Here is a 23,095-nt window from a genome sequence, read left to right as displayed (position 1 = left end):
CCGTTTTAGTTGTTATAGCAAAAATAGCAAATCCGTACTTATATAAGTGTAAGAAAAAATCCCGACACCTAAGCATCGGGACAGAGTATTGAGGGGGGCATTGTTTTTAGGGTGCAACTACGCTTACCTCAAACGTTGCCATAGCTTCGCTTTCTCCACCTGCATTGGTAATATCGCCATCGGCTACACCTGCTGCCGCTTTGTTGGGTTCGTGGCGCAGTGTTATGGTAAGTAAGCCCGTTTGTGGAGTAGTACTTGCTACAAACGAAAAGGTAAGCCCTATGGGTCTTTGGTTCACATCGGCATCCGTATATGTAAACGTACCTAAATCATCTTGTTGAAAGAATATTTGATGCTCATCGCCTTCTGTTAATATTTCTTCCGATACATTTTCTGCGGGTGTTTCTGTTTCGTTTAAAAACGATACGGTACCCGAGTAACTTGCTCCTGTTGTAAAGTTGCCCAACACACTAATAATGGGTGCTTCAGGTCCGTCACCGTCAAGGTCGCGCGATGTTAGTACCACCGTTTCGCCTCCCGCCACAGGCTCAAAAGTTGCGGTTAAGGTAGTAATTACTTCCTCTGGGTTTACAATGGTAGCATCATCATCATTATTACATGAGTTCAGTCCCGTTAGGGCGATAAGTGCCAAAATTGATAGTTTTACATTTTTCATTTCTAGATAGTTATTTAAATTAATAATTGAATTTTACTTGAAGTTGTATGTTCCGCCCTGCTTCATCGGTATACAAGCGTTGGCGGTTGAGGTAATCTCTGTACGAGGTATTAAAAATATTGTGTACCGATAGGTTTACTGCCGTTTGCATTTTACCAAGATTAAACTGTACCCCCGAACCAAAATGGAACAAATGGTACCCTTCGGGTGGTGTGCTTACATCGGCGAGCGTGGATATTAGTTCGCCATCTTGTGGTACTGCTACAAAAAAGTTATAATCGGGGTAGCGTGTTTGGCTAAAAACGGCTTCGCTACGCAGCTCTAAAAACAGGCTATGCCATTGTGGTACGGTATACCGTAGGGTATTGGTTATGTTGAGTGGTGGCATATCTATAACAGGTACACCGTCGGTAGTGTTTTCGCCATATACATAGGCAAAATTAAGGGTGTGTTGTATGCGTTGCGTGGGCTTCCATTGCGTAGTAGCATCAATACCTGCCAATAGCGCATTGGTTTGCCTGTAACTGTATACGGGGAACGACCCACGAATGGTTACTTCGGCTGCAGTAGGTTGCAAGTAAATAAAGTTGTTAATGCTGTTGAGGTAGGGCGTAGCTTCGAATGTAAAAACATCGCCGCGCTTTAACACTGTAGCCGATAGTTTGAGTGCGCGCTCTTTTTCCAATCCTAAATTCCCTAACTCTATCGTCCCGTTAGCGTGGTGCAATCCATCACTAAATAATTCCGATGGGTTGGGGTTACGCATTGCTAACCCTGCATTACCCATTATATCGAGCACACTGCTGAGTTGTTTGCGAACGCCAAGGCTTGCCGAAACGTTATGATAGGTAAACTCGGGTGCGGTAAGCCATTGCGTGCCAAAATCGGCTGTAATAAAATTATCAAATACGCCATTATACCCCAAACTGTTCCAACGTGTTTTTTGATAGAATTTACTGGCATCTACATACGAGAAATCATACCGAATACCTGCTTCGGCACTAAAACTATTGGTAAAGCGGTGCGATGCTATGGCGTAAGCACCTGCATCAATTTTATTGTAATTGGGTATTAGGGGGCGTATGCCTGTATCGGGGCTGGCTTCGTTACTTTGTAGTAGGGTGCTAAGCCCTGCCTTTAGGGTAGTATTATTTTTTTGTTGTTTCCAGTTGGCTTGTGCCGAGTGGGTAATCAGCGTTAAATCGAGTGCGGGGGTAGCTTTTAAATTACCCCGTCGTAAATCGAACTCCTTACGTCGGTTTAACTGAAAAGCATATTCCGCGTTAAGCGATGCGTTATTTTGTAACGTTTGGTTGTATTCCAGTTTTGCCAAATGGTGTTGTACTTCTTGTTTTGGAGCATTTATGGTGTAGGTAAACGGTTTAATTACACTTGGTGTACCGTTGTTAATTGCCCGAACCAAATCGACATTATTACCAATGTGTGTAGCCGTTGCAATACCTATAGTTGCGTTATAAAAACTGTACGAAGCTCCTAAATCGTACGTATCGCCTAAATACTGTATGCTTCCTGCTGCATTGGCTTCGCGGTTGCCCGTGTTAGAGAGTATGTAATCGGGCGTTTCGCGGTCGCCCATGTATTTTAGTGTACCATTTACATTCCATACCCAACCTTTTGTATTGCCTTTGTGCAGGCTTGTGGTTACGCCACCACCGCGTCCGTTGCTATTGCCTGTTACTATGGTTTTACCTATAAGCGTATCGGTACGGACTTTTTTCGGTTCAATTAAAACGAGCCCGCCAATGGCATCGCCACCATATTGCAGCGCGTTTGCTCCCTTAATAACTGAAATGCTACCCGCCGAATTAATATCGAGGTTGGGGGCGTGCTCCATACCCCATTGCTGGTCTTCCAGCCTTACGTTGTTGCTAATTACGGGTACACGGCTACTGTGTAGCCCATTAATTACAGGTTTTACAATGGTAGTACCTGTTTTTAGGGTATACACTCCTGCAATTTCTTTAAGCGCATCGCCTAATGTAGCATTGCTGTATTGCTCGATGATTTCGGCAGAAAGACGTTGTTTGCGAGCAGTGTGTTGCGAAACTGTAGTATCAACCAATACTACTTCTTCCAATTGGGTTGTATTGGGCTGTAGTATGGCATTAAGCGTTACATCGCGATTGAAATTGATAATCGTATCGAGTGTCTTGTAACCAATGTACGATATTACCACGCGCTGCGTACCTTTGGTAATATTATGGATTTCATAATAACCGTCGGGTAGGCTAGTGCCGTGCCATTGCGCTACGTGGATGTGCGCACCATCTAAAGGTGTGTTTGCTGCCGATTGTACAGTGCCGCTCAGCGTGTGCTGCGCTTGTGTACACCAGCTTACTGCTAAAAATAACAGTAGGGTATAATAAAATTTCATGAAAATAAAATCAGGTAATAGTATAAGCCTAAAAGCCGCATTAGGGTAAAGGGCTTTTTATAATTGCGGTTATACTATTGCAGGCGGTGCACGCAGGGCAAAAAGGCTACCCGAAAAAGCTTGTACGTTATGGGTACTACTGTAACGATACGGTATGGGAGTAAACGGAAAATTAAAACGAAGGCAAAATTGCTGCGGTGCGACAAAATAATCGAAATCGAAATCGCACACCGAACAATCGTCCTCATGTTCGTGGTTCACATCTGAGGCACCAAATTGTTTGGCTTCGTGTTCCTCATCATGATGATGACTGTGCGATGCAACACTATGATGATTAAATGCATGAAAAGACTGAAAGGCGGTTGTAAAGAGTACAACTGCCATTAGCGTTAGGTTAAATATCGCAAATTTCCTTTTCATATCCTGCAAAGGTAATCAAAGAATTTAATTAAATGCAATTATGTTGCAGTAAAATACTCTATAACCAATAATGGATTTTTATTTTCTTCTTCATGTATTTTTTAGTTGGATTTAAATAAAAAACCTACAATGTTCTTAAAACATTGCAGGTTATAAATATACTTTAAAATCTTTTATACCAGTTGGTTTGCAACCAAATACTCCGCAATTTGTATGGTATTGGTAGCCGCTCCTTTATGTAAATTATCGGCAACTAAGGTTTAGGGTGTTGGATTAGCTTTTATAGAAAGTATATAATATAAAATAATATTTAGAAGTATTACTTACTATCGTCATTACTTAATAAAAAAGAAAACGGTTTAAGAGGTTGTACGTGCTTGAAAATTACATTGGCAATGGCTAAAACAGGTACGGAAATAATCATACCTATAACGCCCCACATTAAATTTCCTACTACTACAATTAAAATTATCATTAGCGGATTTAGGTTTACTTTATCTCCCACTACATAGGGTTGTAAAACATACGACTCTACAAATTGTGCAATACTAAATGTAGCAACAATACCTATAAGTGCAACAGTATCGCCGTTGGTAACATAACCAAGACCAATAGCGAGTACAAACCCAATTATATTACCAATGTAGGGTATTATACTCAGTAATGCTGCTAATGCACTAATTACTATAAAGTTGCTAACCCCTGTTGCCCCCATACCAATAGCATAAATTATAAACAAAAATACCATGAGCAAAAACTTACCAAAAAGGTACCCTTGTGTAATACTGGCAATTTCGCTAAGTACAGTAGTAATTTTCTGCTTTTTATTATCGGGAAAGAGTTTTATAAAGAACTTTCGGAATCTACTCCGATAGTTGAGCAGAAAAAAGATATAAATAAATGTAAGAAGGTAGTTACCTATAAAAGAATAAAAACTGTTTATAAAGCTTAATGCTTTTTTACCTACACCCTTATTGGATACTGCGTCACCCAGTTTAACATCTTCTTTTTCTATAGGTGTGTTGCTATACACCAAACCCTCTAATTTTTCGATTTTAGGAACTATTTGCTGCTTTACATTGTCCCAATCTTTTAAAAATGTTGATAATTGAATTGATATTAAAGCTGCAAACCCTAAACTCAATAAAAAAAGCAACAATGTATTTACAATTGATGCATAAATACGCTTTAAACCGCGTTTTTCAAGTTTTTTAGATATAGGCATCATTAGCAGTGCTAAAATAACCGCAATAACAAAGGTGCCTAAAAAAGGTTTGGCTTCTATTATACCCAATACCAAGAAATATAATCCTACTATAATTGCAGTACCATTAACAATAATCTTTTTGCCTAACGTCATTTACTTGGTCTTTATTTTAAAGGTAAACAATACCATATCGAGATTAGATAAATTTAGCAAAATTTAAACATTACTACAACTACTTATATTTGAATATTACAATTTGCTTTATAATAAGTTGTTGGTAACCAAATACTCTGCAATTTGTATGGTATTGGTAGCGGCTCCTTTACGGAGGTTATCGGCAACAATCCAAAGGTTTAGGGTGTTGGGTTGGCTCTCGTCGCGGCGTATGCGCCCTACAAAAACATCATCCTTGCCTTCGGCATAAATGGGCATGGGGTAGGTTTTGGTATCGGTATTGTCTTGTACGGTTACGCCTGCGGTTTCGTGTAGTGCTCGGCGTACGTCGTTTAATTCAAAATCATTTTCAAAAGCTACGTTTACGGCTTCGCTATGTCCACCCACTACAGGTATACGTATGGCGGTAGCGGTAACGGCTATAGTAGTATCGTTGAGTATTTTTTGGGTTTCGCGTACCAGTTTCATTTCCTCTTTGGTGTAGCCGTTTTCCTCAAACACGTCGCATTGCGGTATTGCATTGCGGTGTATGGGGTAGGGGTATGCCATTTCGCCCTTTGTACCTGTGTATTCGTTTTCCAGTTGTTGTACGGCTTTTACCCCCGTACCTGTTATGGATTGGTAGGTAGAAACCACCACGCGCTTTATTGTGTACTTTTTGTGTAAGGGTGCCAATGCCATTACCATTTGTATGGTAGAGCAGTTGGGGTTGGCTATAATTTTATCGTTTTTGGTTAAGGTATGGGCATTAATTTCGGGTACAATGAGCTTTTTGGTAGCATCCATACGCCATGCGCTCGAATTATCGATTACGGTTGTACCCACTTCGGCAAATTTCTCTGCCCATGCTTTGGAGGTTTCGCCTCCTGCCGAAAATAGGGCTATTTGTGGTTTTAGCCGTATTGCTGTTTCAATACTTACTACGTTGTAGGGTTTACCCTTAAATGAAATTTCTTTCCCTACCGATTTCTCAGAGGCTACAAGAATTAATTCAGTTACGGGGAAATTTCGTTCAGCTAATACTTTTAGCATTACTTCGCCTACCATTCCGGTAGCGCCTACAACAGCAATTTTCATACATTAAAACGTTTAAATTTTAGCTGTAAAAGTAAGCAGAAATTTAATGGGTTATGCAAATATATTTCACCACAAAGCCCACAAATGTTACGAATTTAAATTGTAGGTGCTGCAAAATTATCATTAAAAGAAAAACCGCCCTTTGTGGGCGGTTTAATTAGTAAAATGTTTAGAATATATAGTGTAGCGGACACTAACTTGTTATTGCTTTGCTTTAAGCGTATCGCGAATTTCCATAAGCAATTTCTCTTGTGCGGTTGGTGCTGGCGGTGCAGCAGGTTTTGCTTCCTCTTTTTTCTTAGTTTTTTCGTAGGCTTTTAATACCATAAAAATAAAGAACCCAATAATAATAAAGTTAAGCACTAGTTGGATAAAGTTACCGTAGTTAATGGTTACTGCCTCTACGGCTGCAACGGTTTCGCCATTTACAATGGCTTCGGGTTGTGCCTCCTGCAATACGTATTTTAGTTCAGTAAAATCTACTCCGCCTAATGCCAAGCCTATTGGCGGCATTAAAATATCGTTGGTAAACGATTTTACAATGGCTCCAAATGCACCTGCTATAATTACGGCAGTTGCTAGGTTAATAATGTCGCCCTTTAACAGGAATGCTTTAAAATCTTTAATAAAACCCATAATTTCTAGATTTTTTGGTTGTTACTTGTTTTTGGTTGTATGCTAATGTACGAAAATTACCCTATTCTTTATAAAAAACACGCTTTACACGTTGCGAAATACTGGCTAATATTTCGTACGGAATGGTGTTTAGTGTTTTTGCCATAGCCACTACCGATGGGTTTGTACCAAATACGGTAACACTATCGCCCTCTTTACAGGCTATGTTTGTAATATCAATCATAAGCATATCCATACAAATACTGCCTATTATACGAGCCTTTTGGTTGTTTACCATAACGTAGCCTTTGCCATTACCCCAAGCACGCGGAACGCCATCGGCGTAGCCTATGGGTAGTGTAGCCGTACGGGTACTTTGGGTTGCTATAAATTTTCGGCTGTAGCCTACGCTTTCGCCTGCTGCTATGTTTTTTATTTGGAGTATAACCGTTTTTAGTGTGCCTACGTTTTGCAGTTGTTTCATCTCCTCCGTATTGTTTCCTACACCGTATAAGCCTATGCCTAACCGAACCATATCGTATTGTGCATCAGGAAAATTGTATATGCCCGATGTGTTTAGGATGTGGCGTAACGGATTAATTTGTAGTGCTTTGCTGATGGTAGCCGAAAATTCTTCGAACAACTGTATTTGTTGTTGGGTAAAATCGTTAAAATCAGGGCTATCACTTGCCGAAAGGTGCGAAAAGATGCTTTTTACTGCTACAAAGTTGTTGTTGTGCAGTAGTGCAATAAGTTCGTCCAGATGTTCCTCTTCAAACCCCAAGCGGTGCATACCCGTATCTATTTTAATGTGTATGGGGTATAGTGAGAGGTTTTTTACTTGTGCCAGAGCAATAAAGGCACGCAATTCGCGTACCGAATAAATTTCGGGCTCAAGGTTATAGGCTATCATGGCACTAAAACTACTGCCTTCGGGGTTCATTACCACAATGGGGGTGGTAATACCTGCATTACGCAATGCTATACCTTCGTCGGCGAAAGCCACCCCTAAATAATCTACTTTATGGTGCGATAGTATTTTGGCAATTTCGTAACTACCACTACCATAGGCAAATGCCTTGACCATAACCATTATTTTGGTTTGCGGGCGTATTTTATTACGGTAGAAGTTGAAGTTGTGTACTACAGCATTTAGGTTAATCTCTAAAACAGTTTCGTGCGTTTTCTCTTCTAATAAAACTACAATTTCTTCAAACCTAAAACTTCGTGCGCCCTTTATAAGTATGGTTTCATCTGCGAAAGCGTTACTATTAAATTGCGCTAAAAAGGCTTGTGTATTTTTGTAGGGGTAAAAATTAGGAAAATCGGCGAGTTGTTCGGTTATGGTTTTGCCAATACCAATAACCCTAGTTATGTTGTGTGCTGTAAGCAGGCGGTGTACGCGTTTGTACAGTTGCTTTTTACTGAAACCACTCTGGAATATATCCGAAAGAATGATGGTTTTTTGGGTATGTGTTTTTTGTTGCTCTAAAAAGTCGAGGGCAATTTTTAACGACTGGAAATCGGTATTGTAACTATCGTCAATAATCGTACAGTCGTTAATACCCTCTTTCACCTCTAGCCTAAGCTCTACGGGGTACAATGCTGCAAGGCGGTTGGCAATAACACGCCCCGAATAGCCCAAGTGCAATAATACCATAAGGCAGTTGATGCCGTTTTCTGTAGCGTGGGCATCGGTAAACGGAATGCGTACTTTAAACGTTTTTTTATGAGTAATGTGCAGTAGTGTGCTGTTTGCATCTACTTCTTTCTTAATTGTTACATCGCCACTTTTGCCGTAACTCCACGTAAATGTTTTTATGCCTTTTGGGATAAGGTCTTCTACTGCTTTGCTTTTTTGGAGTATAAGTAGTTTTACACGAGTAAATAGTTTTAATTTTTCTTGTATTTTTTCTTTTCGGTTGGTAAACCCCTCGTCGTGTGCGCTGCCAATGTTGGTTAGTACGCCAATATCGGGCAAAATAATACGCTCCAAATACTCCATTTCGTTGGGCATGGATATACCTGCCTCAAAAATACCAAGGTTGTGCTTGTTGTTTATCCCGATTACGGATAATGGTACTCCTATTTGCGAGTTATAACTTTTAGGGTTACGTACAACGTTATAGTCGGGGCTTAGTAAAAAGTTAAGCCATTCCTTTACAATGGTTTTACCGCTACTGCCCGTTACCGCAATTACAGGGAAGTTAAAGTGCTTGCGGTAGTAAAGTGCAAAATGCTGTAAGGCTGTGCGTGTGTTGGCTACTACCAAAAAGTTGGCTCTGCCTGCCATGCCTTTGGGTACATGGGTAACCACAAAACTACTAACGCCTTTGTTTATAAGGGCGGGTATGTAGTTATGCCCGTTGTGGTTTTGACCCGATAATGCAAAAAACAGCGTGCTGGCGTTGTTGTGCAACGATCGGCTGTCTATAGATACGTTTTCAATATCAATCGTTTTGGCTGTACCCTCAAAACGGGCTTGCATTGCCAACGCAATATCCTGTATGGTTATATTCAAGATTTAGGTTTTAATTGTCTCTGTAAAATTAACAATAATCGTGTAGTTAAAATTCTATACGGCTGTTTTTATGTCCTTTTCTGTAAACACCTATATTTGCTTTAAAGTATTAAGTGTAAGATTATGAGTGATATAATAGGCTCATTTTATTTAAAAAAGGTGGCATCAAACAAGTTGCTGGGTGAGTTTACCAACAACAAACGTTTTACGGTTTCGGAAGAGCGTTGCGAACTTCTAGAGGCTGGCGATGCTCCATTTTTAGGTAAATATAACTCCAAATGGTATATAGCCGATCAATGTTATTTGGCAACCTTGACAATTGCGTTTGTTGAGCATGCCGAAAATAAAGATGTAAAGTACAAACTATCGTGGTTTATACAGGATAAGTTAATGTACGAGGGCGAAGCTATGTTGGTAGAGGATATGCTTATTGGGCATTACATTTCGCTGTCCTGATTATCGTTGCGTTTGGTTTTATTGGGTTGTGGTTGCGCCTCACGCATGGCACGGTAATAGGCAGCACGGCTCAGCGGTTCGTATTCCTCCGTTTCGCCCAGCATTACCAAGTTATCGTTACTCCCTTTCCTAAAACTGTAATTTGCCAAATTGCCTGTACGGGTACACACAGCATGTACTTTGGTTACATACTCGGCAGTAGCCATAAGCGCAGGCATCGGACCAAAGGGGTTACCCTTAAAATCCATATCCAAACCTGCTACAATAACACGTACGCCGCTATTGGCAAGGTCGTTACACACTGCAATAATCTCATCATCAAAAAATTGTGCCTCATCAATACCAATAACATCACAGCCCTGTGCCAATATCCTAATATTAGCAGCAGCAGGTACGGGGGTAGAGCGTATTTCGTTGGCATCGTGCGATATTACCATCTCATCGTGGTAGCGGGTATCTACGGCAGGCTTAAAAATCTCAACTTTTTGGTGGGCAAACTGTGCCCGTTTCAATCGTCGTATTAATTCTTCGGTTTTACCCGAAAACATCGAGCCACAAATAACCTCAATCCACCCAAATTGCTCTTTATGATTTACTGTATTTTCGAGAAACATTTTGTATTTTTCAGGCAGTAAAACAGAAATGTTTTCTGTTACTTTGTAAAGAAACAAATTTATTAAAAAACTATTGCGCGACTCCGTTTAATTCTAAAAGTTATGAAGAAAAAGTTAGAAGCCGAATTAATTAGCATAGCCCACAGGGTATTAAAAATGAAGAACAGGGCAGGGCTAGAGCAGCTACAGCAAGAAACCCTGCGCCTTTATGAAAAGCTATCGGTACTTAAATTTGTTGAAGATAATTTAAGCGATGTAAAGCCTACCATAGGTTTTGCAGCAGCATCAGAAAAAATAGAGCAAGCGTATGAAGCCGCTGATAATGAAGAGGAGCCAGAAGTAATGCAACCCGAATTGGTAAACGAGGTTACTGAAGATGAAATTGAGGAAAGCGAAGCCAAAGAGGCACCCGTAGCGGAAGCAGAGGAAGAGGATAACAAAAGTGAGGATAAAGTAGATGCGGTAACCCAAGCGGAAACACCAGAACCTGCTGCTGAACCTGAACCCAAACCCGAAGCGGTTGCCGAAGCACCCGAGCCAGAAACACCCAAACAAGAGGAAATCAAGCCTGTAGGCGAATCGCCATTTGGGTTTGATATTGATTTTGAACCGAAAGAACCTACCGAAATACCTGAAAAGCAGAAAGAAATTTCGTTTGAAGATTTTCACGATTATGTAGAGCCTGAGTTTGTAAAAAAAGATACCGATGCGCCTGCACCTGCCGAAGTAAAGGCAACCGAAGAAAGTTGGCACAATTGGGAACCTAAAAAAGAGGAACCCGAACCTGAGGTAGCTACCGAAGCTGAATCTGAGCCGTTCGTTCCCGTACAAACATCGCAATCCGAAACAGCAAAACGTTCATTAAACGATTCGCTAGGCAAAGCCATAAACCTAGGGTTAAACGACCGTATTGCTTTTGAGAAACATTTGTTTGATGGTAATAGCGACGACCTTAACCGTGTACTATCGCAACTCAATACATTCGATAAATTTACTGATGCACGCAACTTTATAAACGAGCTTGTAAAGCCCGACTATAACAATTGGAAAGATAAGGAAGAGTACGAAGAGCGTTTTATGGGCATTGTAGAACAAAAATTTGATTAATGGGTAAACTCTATATTGTACCCACACCCATAGGCAACCTTGAGGATATGACGTTTAGAGCCATAAACGTACTTAAAGAGGCCGATTTAATACTCGCGGAAGATACCCGTACGAGTGGTAAACTCATGAAACATTTTGAGATTACTACCCACATGCACAGCCACCACATGCACAACGAGCATAAAACGGTAGAGAATATTGTAAAACGATTGCAAGCAGGCGAAGTTATTGCGTTAATATCCGATGCGGGAACGCCTGCCATATCCGACCCTGGGTTTTTACTTACCCGTGCCTGCGTAGAAAATAATATTGCTGTAGAATGCTTACCGGGTGCCACAGCTTTTGTGCCTGCATTAGTAAATAGCGGACTGCCTAACGATAAATTTGTTTTTGAGGGTTTTTTACCCGATAAAAAGGGGAGACAAACCCGATTTTTGGCGCTTGCCGAAGAAACCCGTACAATGGTGTTTTATGTGTCACCGCACAAGCTCCTAAAAACACTACGCGATTTTGTGCAGTATTTTGGTGCCGACCGACCTGTTTCGGTATCGCGGGAGTTGAGTAAGCTACACGAACAAACCGTTCGTGGTACTGCTACAGAAGTTTTAGCCCATTTTGAAGCTTATGCGCCAAAAGGGGAAATTGTTGTTGTGGTAGGGGGGAAGGTTGGTAAATAACAGATTGCCACGTTTTGTTGCACTACGCTCGCAACGATAAACACAACCGTCATTCCGACGAAGGAAGGAATCTTTATATACTATAATGATTTACAATTCGGATTCTCTTAATTTCGGAAAAACAGTATTTCAATCAGACCTACAAGGTTATATAAACCTTGCAGGAGGTTACAACCTGCGAGGTCTTTCAAGACCCTGTAGGTCTTAATAAAGATGAAATTATTTTTTATAAATTCGTAGGTAACTCTAACTGTTGGCTAACAATAAAATGAAATACTTTATTTTCATCTCTATTCTAATTACTTCCCTACAAACCGTAGCACAACCATTACAAGCCTAATTTCAGCTAGTATTAGATTCCGTTTATGTAGCAAACCTTGATGCAGTAGGGATTATGGTTCATATAAAATCAGCCGATAAAAATATCTCGTGGACATCTGCGGTAGGATATTCCTATAAAGAAACAAAGCAAGCGGGAGTTAGATGCTCATATAAATTGTAGAACTTTTAAGAAAATTAAACAAATACCGTTTTGCTGTAATTTTAATGTATAAGGGTTATATTCGCAAAAATTAGAATAATTGCATGCGCTGGACATTAAAACCAAAACCCGATACCGATAAAGTACAACACCTTACCGAAGCCTTAAATGTAGATGCTACCATTGCCACACTGTTAGTACAGCGCGGTATTGAAACCTTTGAGGAAGCAAAAACATTCTTTCGTCCATCGTTAAATGATTTGCACGACCCATATTTGATGCGTGATATGGATAAAGCCGTACAGCGTATTGAAACGGCAGTAGCTAACAACGAAAACATTTTGGTGTTTGGCGATTATGATGTAGATGGTACTACGGCGGTTTCGTTAGTATTGTCATACTTAAAATCGTATTACCCCAATGTTGATACCTACATACCCGATAGGTATAAAGAAGGCTATGGTGTTTCCTTTCAGGGCATCGATTATGCCGACGATAACGGCTGCACCTTAATAATAGCGTTAGATTGTGGTATAAAAGCCATTGATAAAGTGGCGTATGCCAAAACAAGAGATATCGACTTTATTATATGCGACCACCACCGCCCAGCAGACACCCTACCTGATGCGGTTGCGGTACTAGACCCTAAACGAAACGATTGTAATTACCCTTATAAAGAACTCTGCGGTTGCGGTGTAGGGTTTAAACTCATACAAGCTTTAGGCAATAAACGTGGGCAAACTATTAACCACCTTGTTCCTTACCTCGATTTAGTGGCTACAGCAATAGCTGCCGATATTGTACCCATAACAGGAGAAAATCGTGTATTAGCAAAATTTGGGCTGGAGGTTATTAATACCAACCCCCGACCGGGCATAAAAGCATTAATCCAAAACATAAAAAAGCCTACACTTACTATTAGCGATGTAGTTTTTGTAGTAGCACCACGCATTAATGCGGCAGGGCGTGTAAAACATGGTAAGTATGCCGTGCAGTTGCTTTCGGAGTTTAATTTGGAACAGGCAGAAGAATTTGCTTCGGAAATTGAAACCCTGAATGCCGACCGTAAAGACCTTGATAAACAAATAACGGAGGAAGCTTTACAGCAGATAGAATATAATAACGAGCAGAACAAATTTACCACAGTAGTATATAGTAAGGAATGGCACAAAGGCGTGATAGGCATTGTAGCCTCGCGGCTTATAGAAACCTATTATCGCCCTACATTAGTGTTTACTAAAAGTGGTACTATGCTAGCAGCTTCGGCGCGCTCTGTTTCAGGGTTTGATGTGTACAATGCATTAGAGGCTTGCGCTGAACACATAGAGCAGTTTGGCGGGCATAAATACGCAGCAGGACTTACGTTACATGAGGAACAATACGAAGCCTTTAAAAATAAGTTTGAAGCCGTAGTAGCAAACACTATTACACCCAATATGCGCGTTCCTGAAATACAGGTAGATATGCCACTTGATTTTAATGAAATTACACCCAAATTTAATAGAATATTACAACAGTTTGAGCCTTTTGGTCCGGGTAACATGACGCCCTTATTTATATCGCATAATATAAAAGATAGCGGCTTTGGTAAACCTATTGGTGCCAACCAAACCCATTTACGCTTGTTTGTAAAACAAGAAGATTCTGAAGGTTTTGCAGCTATAGGCTTTGGCTTAGCTAAAAAAATGGATGTTGCTTGTAGCGGTACTGCTTTTGATGCGGTTTACTCTGTAGATGAAAATACGTGGAATGGGCAAACATCGTTGCAGCTCAGACTGAGAGATATTAAATGTGAAAAATAAATATTTGTTTAGAATGATTTTAAATAAAATTGTATTTTTGTTTCAAATCATCGGCAATGAAAGAAATTGAACAAATATATCATAACGATTTTGGCGTAGCATTCCACTGGATAAAAAACAACAGGGTTTTAAACGAGCGTGTGCAACTTGTATTTAAAGAAACAGGTTTTTATTTAGAATTTCATGAGCTTGACGAATTTAAACTGCTTTTACAAGCTACGCTCTCGCAATATCAATGTAACAGTTGTGTTTACAAACAGTCTTGCCGAAAAATGTTGTTAAAAACACCAATAGAAGGAGTAGACTTAGCTGTAAATCCTAAAGAACTTCATTTAATTAAGGACTTGGTAGAGGGGACACTATTTAACCTGAGTTTGGATACTTATATTAACGAGTTATGCAGTAATTAGCTTTTATACTCTTTTAGCTCAAAATTCTTACCATCAAAAACACCGTAGGTAAAGTAGCCTATCCAGTCGCCCAAATTAATGTATTTGGCGTTTTTGCCTACTTCAATCGTCATGGGTAAATGGCGGTGTCCAAACACAAAATAATCATAGTGTTTACTTTCTAATTTGCGTTTGCTGTATAGTACAAGCCACTCGTTATCTTCACCCAAAAACTTCACGTCCTCATCGCCAGATATTAACTTGTTTTTAACAGATAGGTATTGTCCCAACTTTACACCAATATCAGGATGCAACCACCTAAAAAGCCATTTGGCAAATGGGTTGGTAAAAACTTTTTTCATTCGCTTGTATCCTTTATCGCCAGGACCCAAACCATCACCATGCCCAATAAGAAACAATTTGTTATTAAAACTAAATTCTTTCGGGCGGCGATATACAGGGATGTCTAATTCTTTCTCAAAATAATCATCCATCCACAAATCATGGTTTCCTATAAAAAAATAAATAGGTATGCCTGCATCCCTCAATTCTGCTAGCTTGCCAAATACTCTAATAAAACCTCTAGGTATTACCGTTTTGTATTCAAACCAAAAATCAAACAGGTCGCCCAACAAAAAAACAGCTTCTGCATCCTCTTTAATCTCATCCAGCCAAGCAACAAATTTTTGCTCTCTTGGTAGGCTCTTTTGTCGTGTTGGTGCACCAAAATGCTGGTCGGATGCAAAATATATTTTTTTATTTGGAGTCATATACTATACAATAAGAGGTCAAATATATAAAGAGTATTCAATTAAACGAAGCCTTATTATTGTGTGTTGTAACAAAAGCCAAAACATATTTATATTCCTAACAAATAGCAATAATTTTGTTTTTTTTAAGAAAAAATTAAATAATGTATAATTTTGATACTTAATGATTGATTTTTTTTCTTTAATTTTCGATTCTTAAACATAAACTACTTAAATGTAAATTTCTATGAAAAAAATTACCCTAATGTTTTTCATGCTATTATCATCCTTTTACACCTTTGCGCAGCTAGCAGAGGAGGGGTTTGACACCACAGGTGTATTCCCCCCTACGGATTGGACAATAGATGATAACGGTATTGGACCTGCTCAAACTTGGCAGCAGGCTCTTGGCGTTAACCCCCAGCCTTCTTATGAAGGGGCTCATGCAGCCTACGTTAACAGAGAGAACGTGGCTGTTGGAATTCCTGAAGATTGGTTAATAACACCACAATTTAACGTTCCTCCAAATGCTGAGGTGCGTTTCTTTTCTCGTCTTACCATAGGTGGAGACGACGGAACGCTTTACCGCGTATTAGTAACTGATGGCGATCCTACAGATCTTGCTGGTTACACATTGCTTCAAGAATTTACTGAACTTGAAATTAACCCTGCGCAAACGGTATATACCGAAGTAGTAGTGCCAATTGTGGGTTTTGAAGCTCAGGATGTTCATGTTGCCTTTGTAATGGCAGGTGATAATGGCGATCGTTGGTTAATAGATAACGTTAGCGTTGTAGAGCAATGTCTGGATCCTACTGATCTTGCTGCTGCTCCAGGTATTGATGAGGCAGAGCTTAGCTGGAATAATCCAGGAGGTGCTACTTCTTGGGAAATTGAAATCTTAGGAGCTGCTGAGATACCAGATGGAACTGGTATTACTTATAATGGCGATTCGCCTTACACAGCAACGCAAACAGAAAGCGGTACTCCGCTTGCAGAAAACACAGACTATAAGTACTATTTACGTGCGTTATGTGATGATGGCGGAACCAGCGAATGGGTTGGTCCATTCCTGTTTAGTACTGTAGCCTTAGGAGCCACTTGTGAAGCTGCTATTGAGGTTACAGACTTACCGTATTCAACAACAGATAATACTAGTGGCTATGATGATGACTATAGTGGTAGTCCTGGTACTGATTGTGGTAGTACATTTGGTTATCTAAATGGTGACGATGTAGTGTACGAGTACACAGCTGCTGCTGATGGCACTATTAGTATTGATATGACCAATAACGGTGCTTACTCAGGTATGTTTATCTATGACGATTGTGCCGATATTGGTGTAAATTGTGTAGGTGGCGGTGTGGGCGGTTTTGCAGGTAACGATGTTTCGGTACCTGAATTTGTAGTAACCGCTGGAGAAACGTATTATATTGTTATCTCTACATGGGCTTCACCGCAAACCACACCGTATACCCTAACCATACAACAAGTATTTTGTGCGCCTCCAGTAGGCGAGCCTACAACAAGTATTACACAAACAAGCGCAAACTTATCTTGGACAAATCCAAGTGGTGCTACCTCATGGGAAGTAGTGGTGCAAACTGCAGGTACAGGTATTCCAGCAGGAGCTGGTACTACTGTAGGTACAAATGTTAATTACCTTGCTGACGGACTTACAGAGTCTACTTTATACGAGTACTATGTAAGAGCTGATTGTAACGATGGTAACTTTAGTGCATGGTCAGGACCATACCAATTTGGTACAGCCTGTGGCGCGTTCACCGTTCCTTTCTTTGAAGGCTTTAATTCCGACTCTCCAACGCAATTATGTTGGACCGTTCTTAATCTTAATGATGATGGCGATGTATGGAATATGGATTATGCCTTTGTTCCATTTGAAGGCGATCAGTCGGCAGCAATAACTACCGATTTCAACTTCGGTAATAACGACGATTGGTTAATTTCGCCAACGCTTACCTTAACAGGTAACCAAAGGCTGAAATTTCATCAAAGAGTACAATCATCATTTGAGCCAAACGAGTTTGAAGTATTGGTGTCTACAACAGGAGCCGATCCTGCTGACTTCACCATTACATTACTTCCTCTTGCGGAATATGATAATGTAACCTACGTGGAATATGTTATAAATATTGTAGATGGTGGTGGAGTACCAATAACAGGCGACGTAAATATTGCATGGCATATACCAAGTGATGGAATAGATGGGTGGCGTTTATTTATTGACAATGTAATTGTAGAAGATATACCATCATGTCCTGATCCTACTGACTTAACGGCAGGTAACTTCCAGCCTACTGCTGTAGATTTATCTTGGACAGCAGGTTTCCTTGAAACAGATTGGGAAATTGTAGTACAAGCACCTGGAGCAGGTGAGCCAACAGTAGCTGGTGAAGCTATAACGGGTGGCGTACCTGAATTTACGGCTACCGAAACTACAGCGGATAATGTTGCTTTAACACCCAATACAGCCTACGAGTATTATATTCGTGCCAATTGTGGTGTAGATGATTTGAGCAACTGGGTAGGACCATTTGAATTCTCTACAGCCTGTGAGGCATTCCCAGTACCGTTCTTTGAAGGTTTTAACTCCGATTCTGACTCGCAAAATTGTTGGTTAACAGTAGATGTAGAGGGACCTTTTAATGAATGGGATATGGATTATGGCTTAAATGCATTTGAAGGTGACCAATCGGCAGCAATGAGTTCAGGATTTAACAATGTTGATGATGATTGGTTAATTTCGCCAACCATAATATTAACAGGTAACCAAAGATTGAAATTCCATCAAAGAATAGAATCTGCTTTCTCACCAAATGATTTTGAAGTGCTACTATCTACAACAGGTAGTGATGTTGCTAACTTTACTTTAGAACTTATACCACTTGCTACCTATACTAATACAGAGTATGTAGAATATATAGTTAACCTTGTAGACGATACTAATACACCTATAACAGGTAATGTAAACATTGCATGGCATATGCCAAGTGGAGGTTCTTTTGGATGGAGATTGTACGTTGATAATGTAATTGTTGAAGATATACCATCATGTCCAGACCCAACAGATTTTGCATTTATAAGTGCCACCAATACTTCAGCAGATTTTTCTTGGACAGCAGGCTTCCTTGAAACAGCGTGGGAAATTGTAGTACAAGCACCAGGAACAGGTGAGCCTACAGTACCAGGAACAGCTGTAACAGGAGATCCTGAACATACAGAAACAGGATTGACAGAAAACACGGTATACGAAGTATATTTACGTGCCAATTGTGGTGTAGATGATTTAAGCAACTGGGTAGGGCCAATAGAGTTTACTACCGCTTGCGATCCGTTTACAGTGCCTTTCTTTGAAGGCTTCAATTCAGATTCTGACTCGCAAAGTTGTTGGTTAACGGTAAATGTAGAGGGGGCTCCTAACGAATGGAATATGGATTATACCTCTGACCCATTCGAAGGTGATGAATCTGCAGTACTAGATACAGGATTTAATAACGGTGATGATGATTGGTTAATTTCTCCAACCATATTACTAACAGGTAACCAACGTTTACGATTCCGTCAAAAAGTGCAATCATCGTTCTCACCGAATGATTTCGAAGTATTAGCATCTACAACAGGTACTGCTCTTACAGAATTTACTATAGAACTTATCCCACTTGCTACGTATACCAATACTGATTATGTGGAGTATGTTGTGAATTTGGAAGATGCAGGAGGTACATTAATTAACGGACCTGTAAATATTGCATGGCATGCGCCAAGTGGCGGCTCTTTTGGATGGAGACTTCTTGTTGATAATGTAATTATTCAAGATATACCAACATGTCCAGAACCCACAGATTTAACTGTTTTAAGTACAACCACTACTTCTGCACAACTTGACTGGATTCCAGCTGGAACAGAAACCCAGTGGGAAGTTGCAATACAAGCACCAGGATTAGGAGAACCAACGGAAGCAGGTACCGTAGTAACAGATGCACCACCTTATACTGATGAAACACTAGAGCCATCTACGGCATATGAATATTATGTACGTGCAGATTGTGGTGACGACGACTTGAGTTACTGGTCGGGGCCATTCCTGTTTGTAACCGCAGTGGATAATGATAATTGTGAAGATGCTATTGATGTACCCGTAAATGACAGCTTTGATTGTGATGAGTTTGTATCAGGTACGCTAACAGGATCAACAAGTTCAGGAGTAACACAAACATGCTCATTCGGTGCCGTAAACCACGATGTTTGGTATTCGTTTGTAGCAGAATCTGAAACGCACAGTATAAACATCAACAATATAGAAGGAGGAATTTTTGTAAGTCAAATAGTGTTTGAAGGTGACGATTGTGGTGCCTTAACGCAACTCTCTTGTGGAAATGCTAACCAAGCCGTAACAGGTCTTACAGTAGGTAACACCTACTATGTAATGGTATACTTAAACTTTGTAAACATAACAGAAGTAACAAGCTTTGATATTTGTATAACAACACCAGTACCGCCAATTACAGTTAGTGATACGGAGTATACTATAGAAGAGTTAGTACAAGATGTACTTATAGGTGTAGATTGTGCAATCGTATCTAACGTAACCTCTGTTTCAGGCTCCGATTTCGGTCAATCCAACAGTATCGGTTATTTTGCAGATGCCGAAGACGGCAATTTTGCATTCTCCGAAGGTATTGTATTAGCAACGGGAGGTATTACTGAAGCACCAGGACCAATGCCAGGAACAGCAACAGCTGATAACACTACCTGGCCAGGAGACGATGATTTGTCAGACATTATAGCAGAAGGAGGTAATACAGGTAGTTTAAACAATGCAACAGTGCTTGAGTTTGATTTTGTACCGTTTATAGACGAAATAAGCTTTAATTTCTTGTTTGCTTCCGATGAGTATGGTACATTCCAATGTACATTCTCTGATGCCTTTGCTTTTATTCTTACAGGAACTACTACATCAGTAGATGGCGATAACCTTGCAGTAATTCCAGATACCACTATACCAGTATCAGTAGTAAACATTAGAGATTCACAGTATAACACAAATTGTGATTCTCAAAATGTAGAATACTTTGGTCAGTTCAATCAGGATAACCCAGATGCTTCATCAATTAGTTACAATGGTCAAACTGTACAAATGCAGGCTACTGCACCAGTAACACCAGGGGAATCCTACCATATTAAGTTAGTAATTGCCGATTATAACGATTCTGCTGTAAACTCAGCAGTATTCCTTGATGGAGGTAGTTTTGCTATCGGTGCACCAGATTTAGGTGGTGACCTTGTTATAGAAGACGGAAATGCTGTATGTGAAGGCGAAGAGCGCGTACTTGATACAGAAATGGATCCAGATGTTTACGACTTTACTTGGTTCCAAGATGGTGTAGAAATAGAAGGTGAAACAGAGCCTACCTTAACAGTAACAGAAAGTGGTACTTATACTGTAGAAGTATTGTTTGAGAACACCAATTGTTCAGTAGACTCTGAAGTAATTATAGAATACTATGATCCGATAACAGTAGGAGATCCAGAAGATCTTACAATATGTGATGCTAGTGGTTTCGGTACGTTCGATCTTTCGCAGAACGATGCACTAATCCTTGATGGTATTGCTGACCCAGAAAACTACACCATTACATATCATGATACGGAAGAAGATGCTGAAAATGGAGATGCTCCAATCGGACCAATATACGATAACGTAGAGCAGTTTACAGAAACAGTGTATGTACTAATTTCTAATAACATAACACTATGTAATGAAGTAAAAGAGTTCCAGATAATTACACAGGATCTTACACCTGAGTTCGACATTACAGACGATCTGTTCATCTGCGAAGGCGCATCAGGAACAATAAATATAACAGCTACTAATTACGATCCAAATTCTCCAGATGTATCCTATACATGGACGTTTAATGGTGCTCCAATTGATGGAGAAACATCAGATAGTTTAACAGTAACCGATGAAGGAGCGTATGAAGTAACAATAGATAATACAGGTTGCGAGGCTACAGCTACAGTTAATGTAACAATAGTGCCAACACCAATACCAGATACGTTACCAGCCGTAACCGTATGCGACAGTTATGAGTTACCCGTGTTAACCGTAGGAAACTACTTTACCCAAACAGGCGGTCAAGGAGCAGCCCTAAGTGCCGGCGATATGATAACCAGCACGCAGGAAATCTACATCTATGCCGTATCAGCCGACAATGCCGACTGTACCAACGAAAGCTCATTTACCATAACCGTGAATGACAGCCCAGAAGTAAGCACACCAGGCAATCAAACCGCATGCGACAGCTACACCCTACCCGCGTTAACCCTAGGAAACTACTACACCCAGACCGGAGGAGCAGGCACCATGCTAAACCCAGGCGACGCCATAACAAGCACCCAAACCCTGTACATATACGCAGAAACAGGCACCACGCCAAACTGTACAGGCGAAGAAAGCTTTGAAGTAACCATAATCGACAGCCCAGAAGCCCAAGTACTAGCCGACGTCACCTCATGTGACAGCTACGTACTAGAAGCCCTAGACGCCGATAACAATTACTTCACCGCACCAGGCGGTACAGGCACAGCCCTAAGCGCAGGCGATGTAATCACCAGCACCCAAACCCTCTACATCTACGCACAAACCGGTACCACACCCAACTGTACCGACGAAAGCACCTTTGTAGTCAACATCATAGACAGCCCAGCCTTCAGTCTAGGCGGACCCTACAACACCTGCGTTGCAAACAATGTAACCATCAACGTAGAGCCAGCCAACTTCAACACCGCTGAAGCCACCTATGCATGGACCCTTAACGGAACACCCTTAGCCGACACCGGCGCAAGCGTTGTACCAACAAACTTCGGTACCTACGAAGTAACCGTAACCGTAGGCATTTGTACCAGCGTACAAAGTATAGCCGTAACACAAGACACCAACGCCATAGCCGTAATGTTTGAAGAAGGCTGTGAAGGAGGCGACTACATGATAACCATAATGGACGTAGACGGATCATTCAACCCAGACAACGCAACCTACGTATGGAGTGGCGAGGGAGGCTTTACAGCCACTACACAAACCGTAACCGTACCCGGCGCAGGAAACTATACCGTAACCGTAACCACACAAGACGGATGTATAGGCGGAACCACCGTTAATGTACTCGATACAAGCTGCTCGATACCAAGAGGTATCTCGCCCAATAACGACGACAGAAACGACAAGTTTGACCTAACCTCACTCGATGTACGCCAAATCAGTATCTTCAACCGTTACGGAAAAGAAGTATTCAGCTACGGCGCTTACACCGACCAGTGGCACGGACAAACCAACGACGGTGATGAACTACCAACAGGTACGTACTTCTACTCGATAGAACGTAGCAATGGAGAGAGCAAAACTGGATGGGTTTACATTAACCGAGAAGAATAAAAATTATAACAATTATAAAAAGGAAAAAGTCCCGCCGCAACAGGCGGGGGTTTTCCTTTTATTATTTCAATAGTAAACAACAATAACACAAAACAAGAAACAGCAAAACAAATATGCACCCGTGTACCACAAACTACACACCCCTTGTTTTATATTGTTTTTCCAGAGTAGAAACAGTACTTAGCCCATATACAACACATAAAAAGGAAAAAAGCAACAACAGAACATTTTTATGTTAATTTAATGCCCACAACCCTTGTATGTTGTATTTATTAAGTA

At 40.5% G+C, this 23,095-nt stretch carries 15 protein-coding genes; 6 read left to right on the top strand and 9 right to left on the bottom strand.

From position 1 onward, the window contains the following. Nucleotides 1–106 precede the first annotated feature (106 nt). The 7 genes from K1I41_RS02450 to K1I41_RS02420 all read right to left on the bottom strand — a co-directional run bounded on the left by K1I41_RS02450 (nt 107) and on the right by K1I41_RS02420 (nt 9,085). A complete protein-coding gene (locus tag K1I41_RS02450; RefSeq protein ID WP_220641100.1) occupies nt 107–676 on the bottom strand; it encodes a type 1 periplasmic binding fold superfamily protein in 570 nt (189 codons plus the stop codon). A 19-nt stretch (nt 677–695) separates the two neighbouring features. Continuing rightward, entirely contained in the window at nt 696–3,071 is a 2,376-nt protein-coding gene (locus tag K1I41_RS02445) for a TonB-dependent receptor (RefSeq protein ID WP_220641099.1), read from the bottom strand. 69 nt (nt 3,072–3,140) lie between these two features. After that, a complete protein-coding gene (locus tag K1I41_RS02440; RefSeq protein WP_220641098.1) occupies nt 3,141–3,491 on the bottom strand; it encodes a hypothetical protein in 351 nt (116 codons plus the stop codon). A 319-nt stretch (nt 3,492–3,810) separates the two neighbouring features. Beyond that, nucleotides 3,811–4,851, bottom strand: a complete 1,041-nt coding sequence (locus tag K1I41_RS02435; RefSeq protein ID WP_220641097.1) for an AI-2E family transporter — start codon at nt 4,849–4,851, stop codon at nt 3,811–3,813. A gap of 108 nt (nt 4,852–4,959) precedes the next feature. Beyond that, complete coding sequence (locus K1I41_RS02430; protein WP_220641096.1) at nt 4,960–5,949, bottom strand: aspartate-semialdehyde dehydrogenase; 990 nt, start codon at nt 5,947–5,949, stop codon at nt 4,960–4,962. 201 nt (nt 5,950–6,150) lie between these two features. Next, nucleotides 6,151–6,585 carry a large-conductance mechanosensitive channel protein MscL gene (mscL, locus tag K1I41_RS02425; protein WP_220641095.1) on the bottom strand — a complete coding sequence of 145 codons (435 nt, stop codon included), beginning with the start codon at nt 6,583–6,585 and terminating at the stop codon, nt 6,151–6,153. A gap of 61 nt (nt 6,586–6,646) precedes the next feature. Continuing rightward, complete coding sequence (locus K1I41_RS02420) at nt 6,647–9,085, bottom strand: bifunctional UDP-N-acetylmuramoyl-tripeptide:D-alanyl-D-alanine ligase/alanine racemase (protein ID WP_220641094.1); 2,439 nt, start codon at nt 9,083–9,085, stop codon at nt 6,647–6,649. A gap of 123 nt (nt 9,086–9,208) precedes the next feature. Here K1I41_RS02420 and K1I41_RS02415 point away from each other — a divergent pair, with 123 nt between their 5' ends. Then, on the top strand, nt 9,209–9,541 hold the full coding sequence (locus tag K1I41_RS02415; RefSeq protein WP_220641093.1) for a hypothetical protein: 333 nt from the start codon (nt 9,209–9,211) through the stop codon (nt 9,539–9,541). On the opposite strand, the gene K1I41_RS02410 is transcribed toward K1I41_RS02415, so the two are convergent. Continuing rightward, entirely contained in the window at nt 9,523–10,155 is a 633-nt protein-coding gene (locus K1I41_RS02410) for a thymidine kinase (RefSeq protein WP_220641092.1), read from the bottom strand. The two genes, K1I41_RS02415 and K1I41_RS02410, sit on opposite strands and share 19 nt — an antisense overlap. 102 nt (nt 10,156–10,257) lie before the next feature. Between K1I41_RS02410 and K1I41_RS02405 the strand changes: the two genes are divergently transcribed. The 4 genes from K1I41_RS02405 to K1I41_RS02390 all read left to right on the top strand — a co-directional run bounded on the left by K1I41_RS02405 (nt 10,258) and on the right by K1I41_RS02390 (nt 14,632). After that, entirely contained in the window at nt 10,258–11,262 is a 1,005-nt protein-coding gene (locus K1I41_RS02405) for a DUF8457 domain-containing protein (RefSeq protein WP_220641091.1), read from the top strand. Continuing rightward, the gene (gene rsmI, locus K1I41_RS02400; RefSeq protein ID WP_220641090.1) at nt 11,262–11,939 is read left to right on the top strand and encodes a 16S rRNA (cytidine(1402)-2'-O)-methyltransferase; all 678 of its coding nucleotides are present in this window, start codon (nt 11,262–11,264) and stop codon (nt 11,937–11,939) included. Before K1I41_RS02405 ends, rsmI begins: the two co-directional genes overlap by 1 nt. Before the next feature lie 585 nt (nt 11,940–12,524). After that, nucleotides 12,525–14,222: a single-stranded-DNA-specific exonuclease RecJ gene (recJ, locus tag K1I41_RS02395; RefSeq protein ID WP_220641089.1), complete on the top strand. Its 1,698-nt coding sequence runs from the start codon at nt 12,525–12,527 to the stop codon at nt 14,220–14,222. Between the two features lie 56 nt (nt 14,223–14,278). Further along, nucleotides 14,279–14,632: a hypothetical protein gene (locus K1I41_RS02390; RefSeq protein WP_220641088.1), complete on the top strand. Its 354-nt coding sequence runs from the start codon at nt 14,279–14,281 to the stop codon at nt 14,630–14,632. On the opposite strand, the gene K1I41_RS02385 is transcribed toward K1I41_RS02390, so the two are convergent. After that, nucleotides 14,629–15,381: a UDP-2,3-diacylglucosamine diphosphatase gene (locus K1I41_RS02385; protein WP_220641087.1), complete on the bottom strand. Its 753-nt coding sequence runs from the start codon at nt 15,379–15,381 to the stop codon at nt 14,629–14,631. The two genes, K1I41_RS02390 and K1I41_RS02385, sit on opposite strands and share 4 nt — an antisense overlap. 226 nt (nt 15,382–15,607) lie before the next feature. Between K1I41_RS02385 and K1I41_RS02380 the strand changes: the two genes are divergently transcribed. Further along, nucleotides 15,608–22,816 (top strand): choice-of-anchor J domain-containing protein, encoded by a 7,209-nt coding sequence (locus K1I41_RS02380; RefSeq protein WP_220641086.1) that lies wholly within the window; start codon nt 15,608–15,610, stop codon nt 22,814–22,816. The last annotated feature ends 279 nt before the right edge of the window (nt 22,817–23,095 follow it).

The sequence above is a fragment of the Flavobacterium litorale genome (genome assembly GCF_019613795.1).
GTDB classification, from domain to species: domain Bacteria; phylum Bacteroidota; class Bacteroidia; order Flavobacteriales; family Flavobacteriaceae; genus Flavobacterium; species Flavobacterium litorale.
This window is presented reverse-complemented; position numbering and strand designations above follow the sequence as displayed.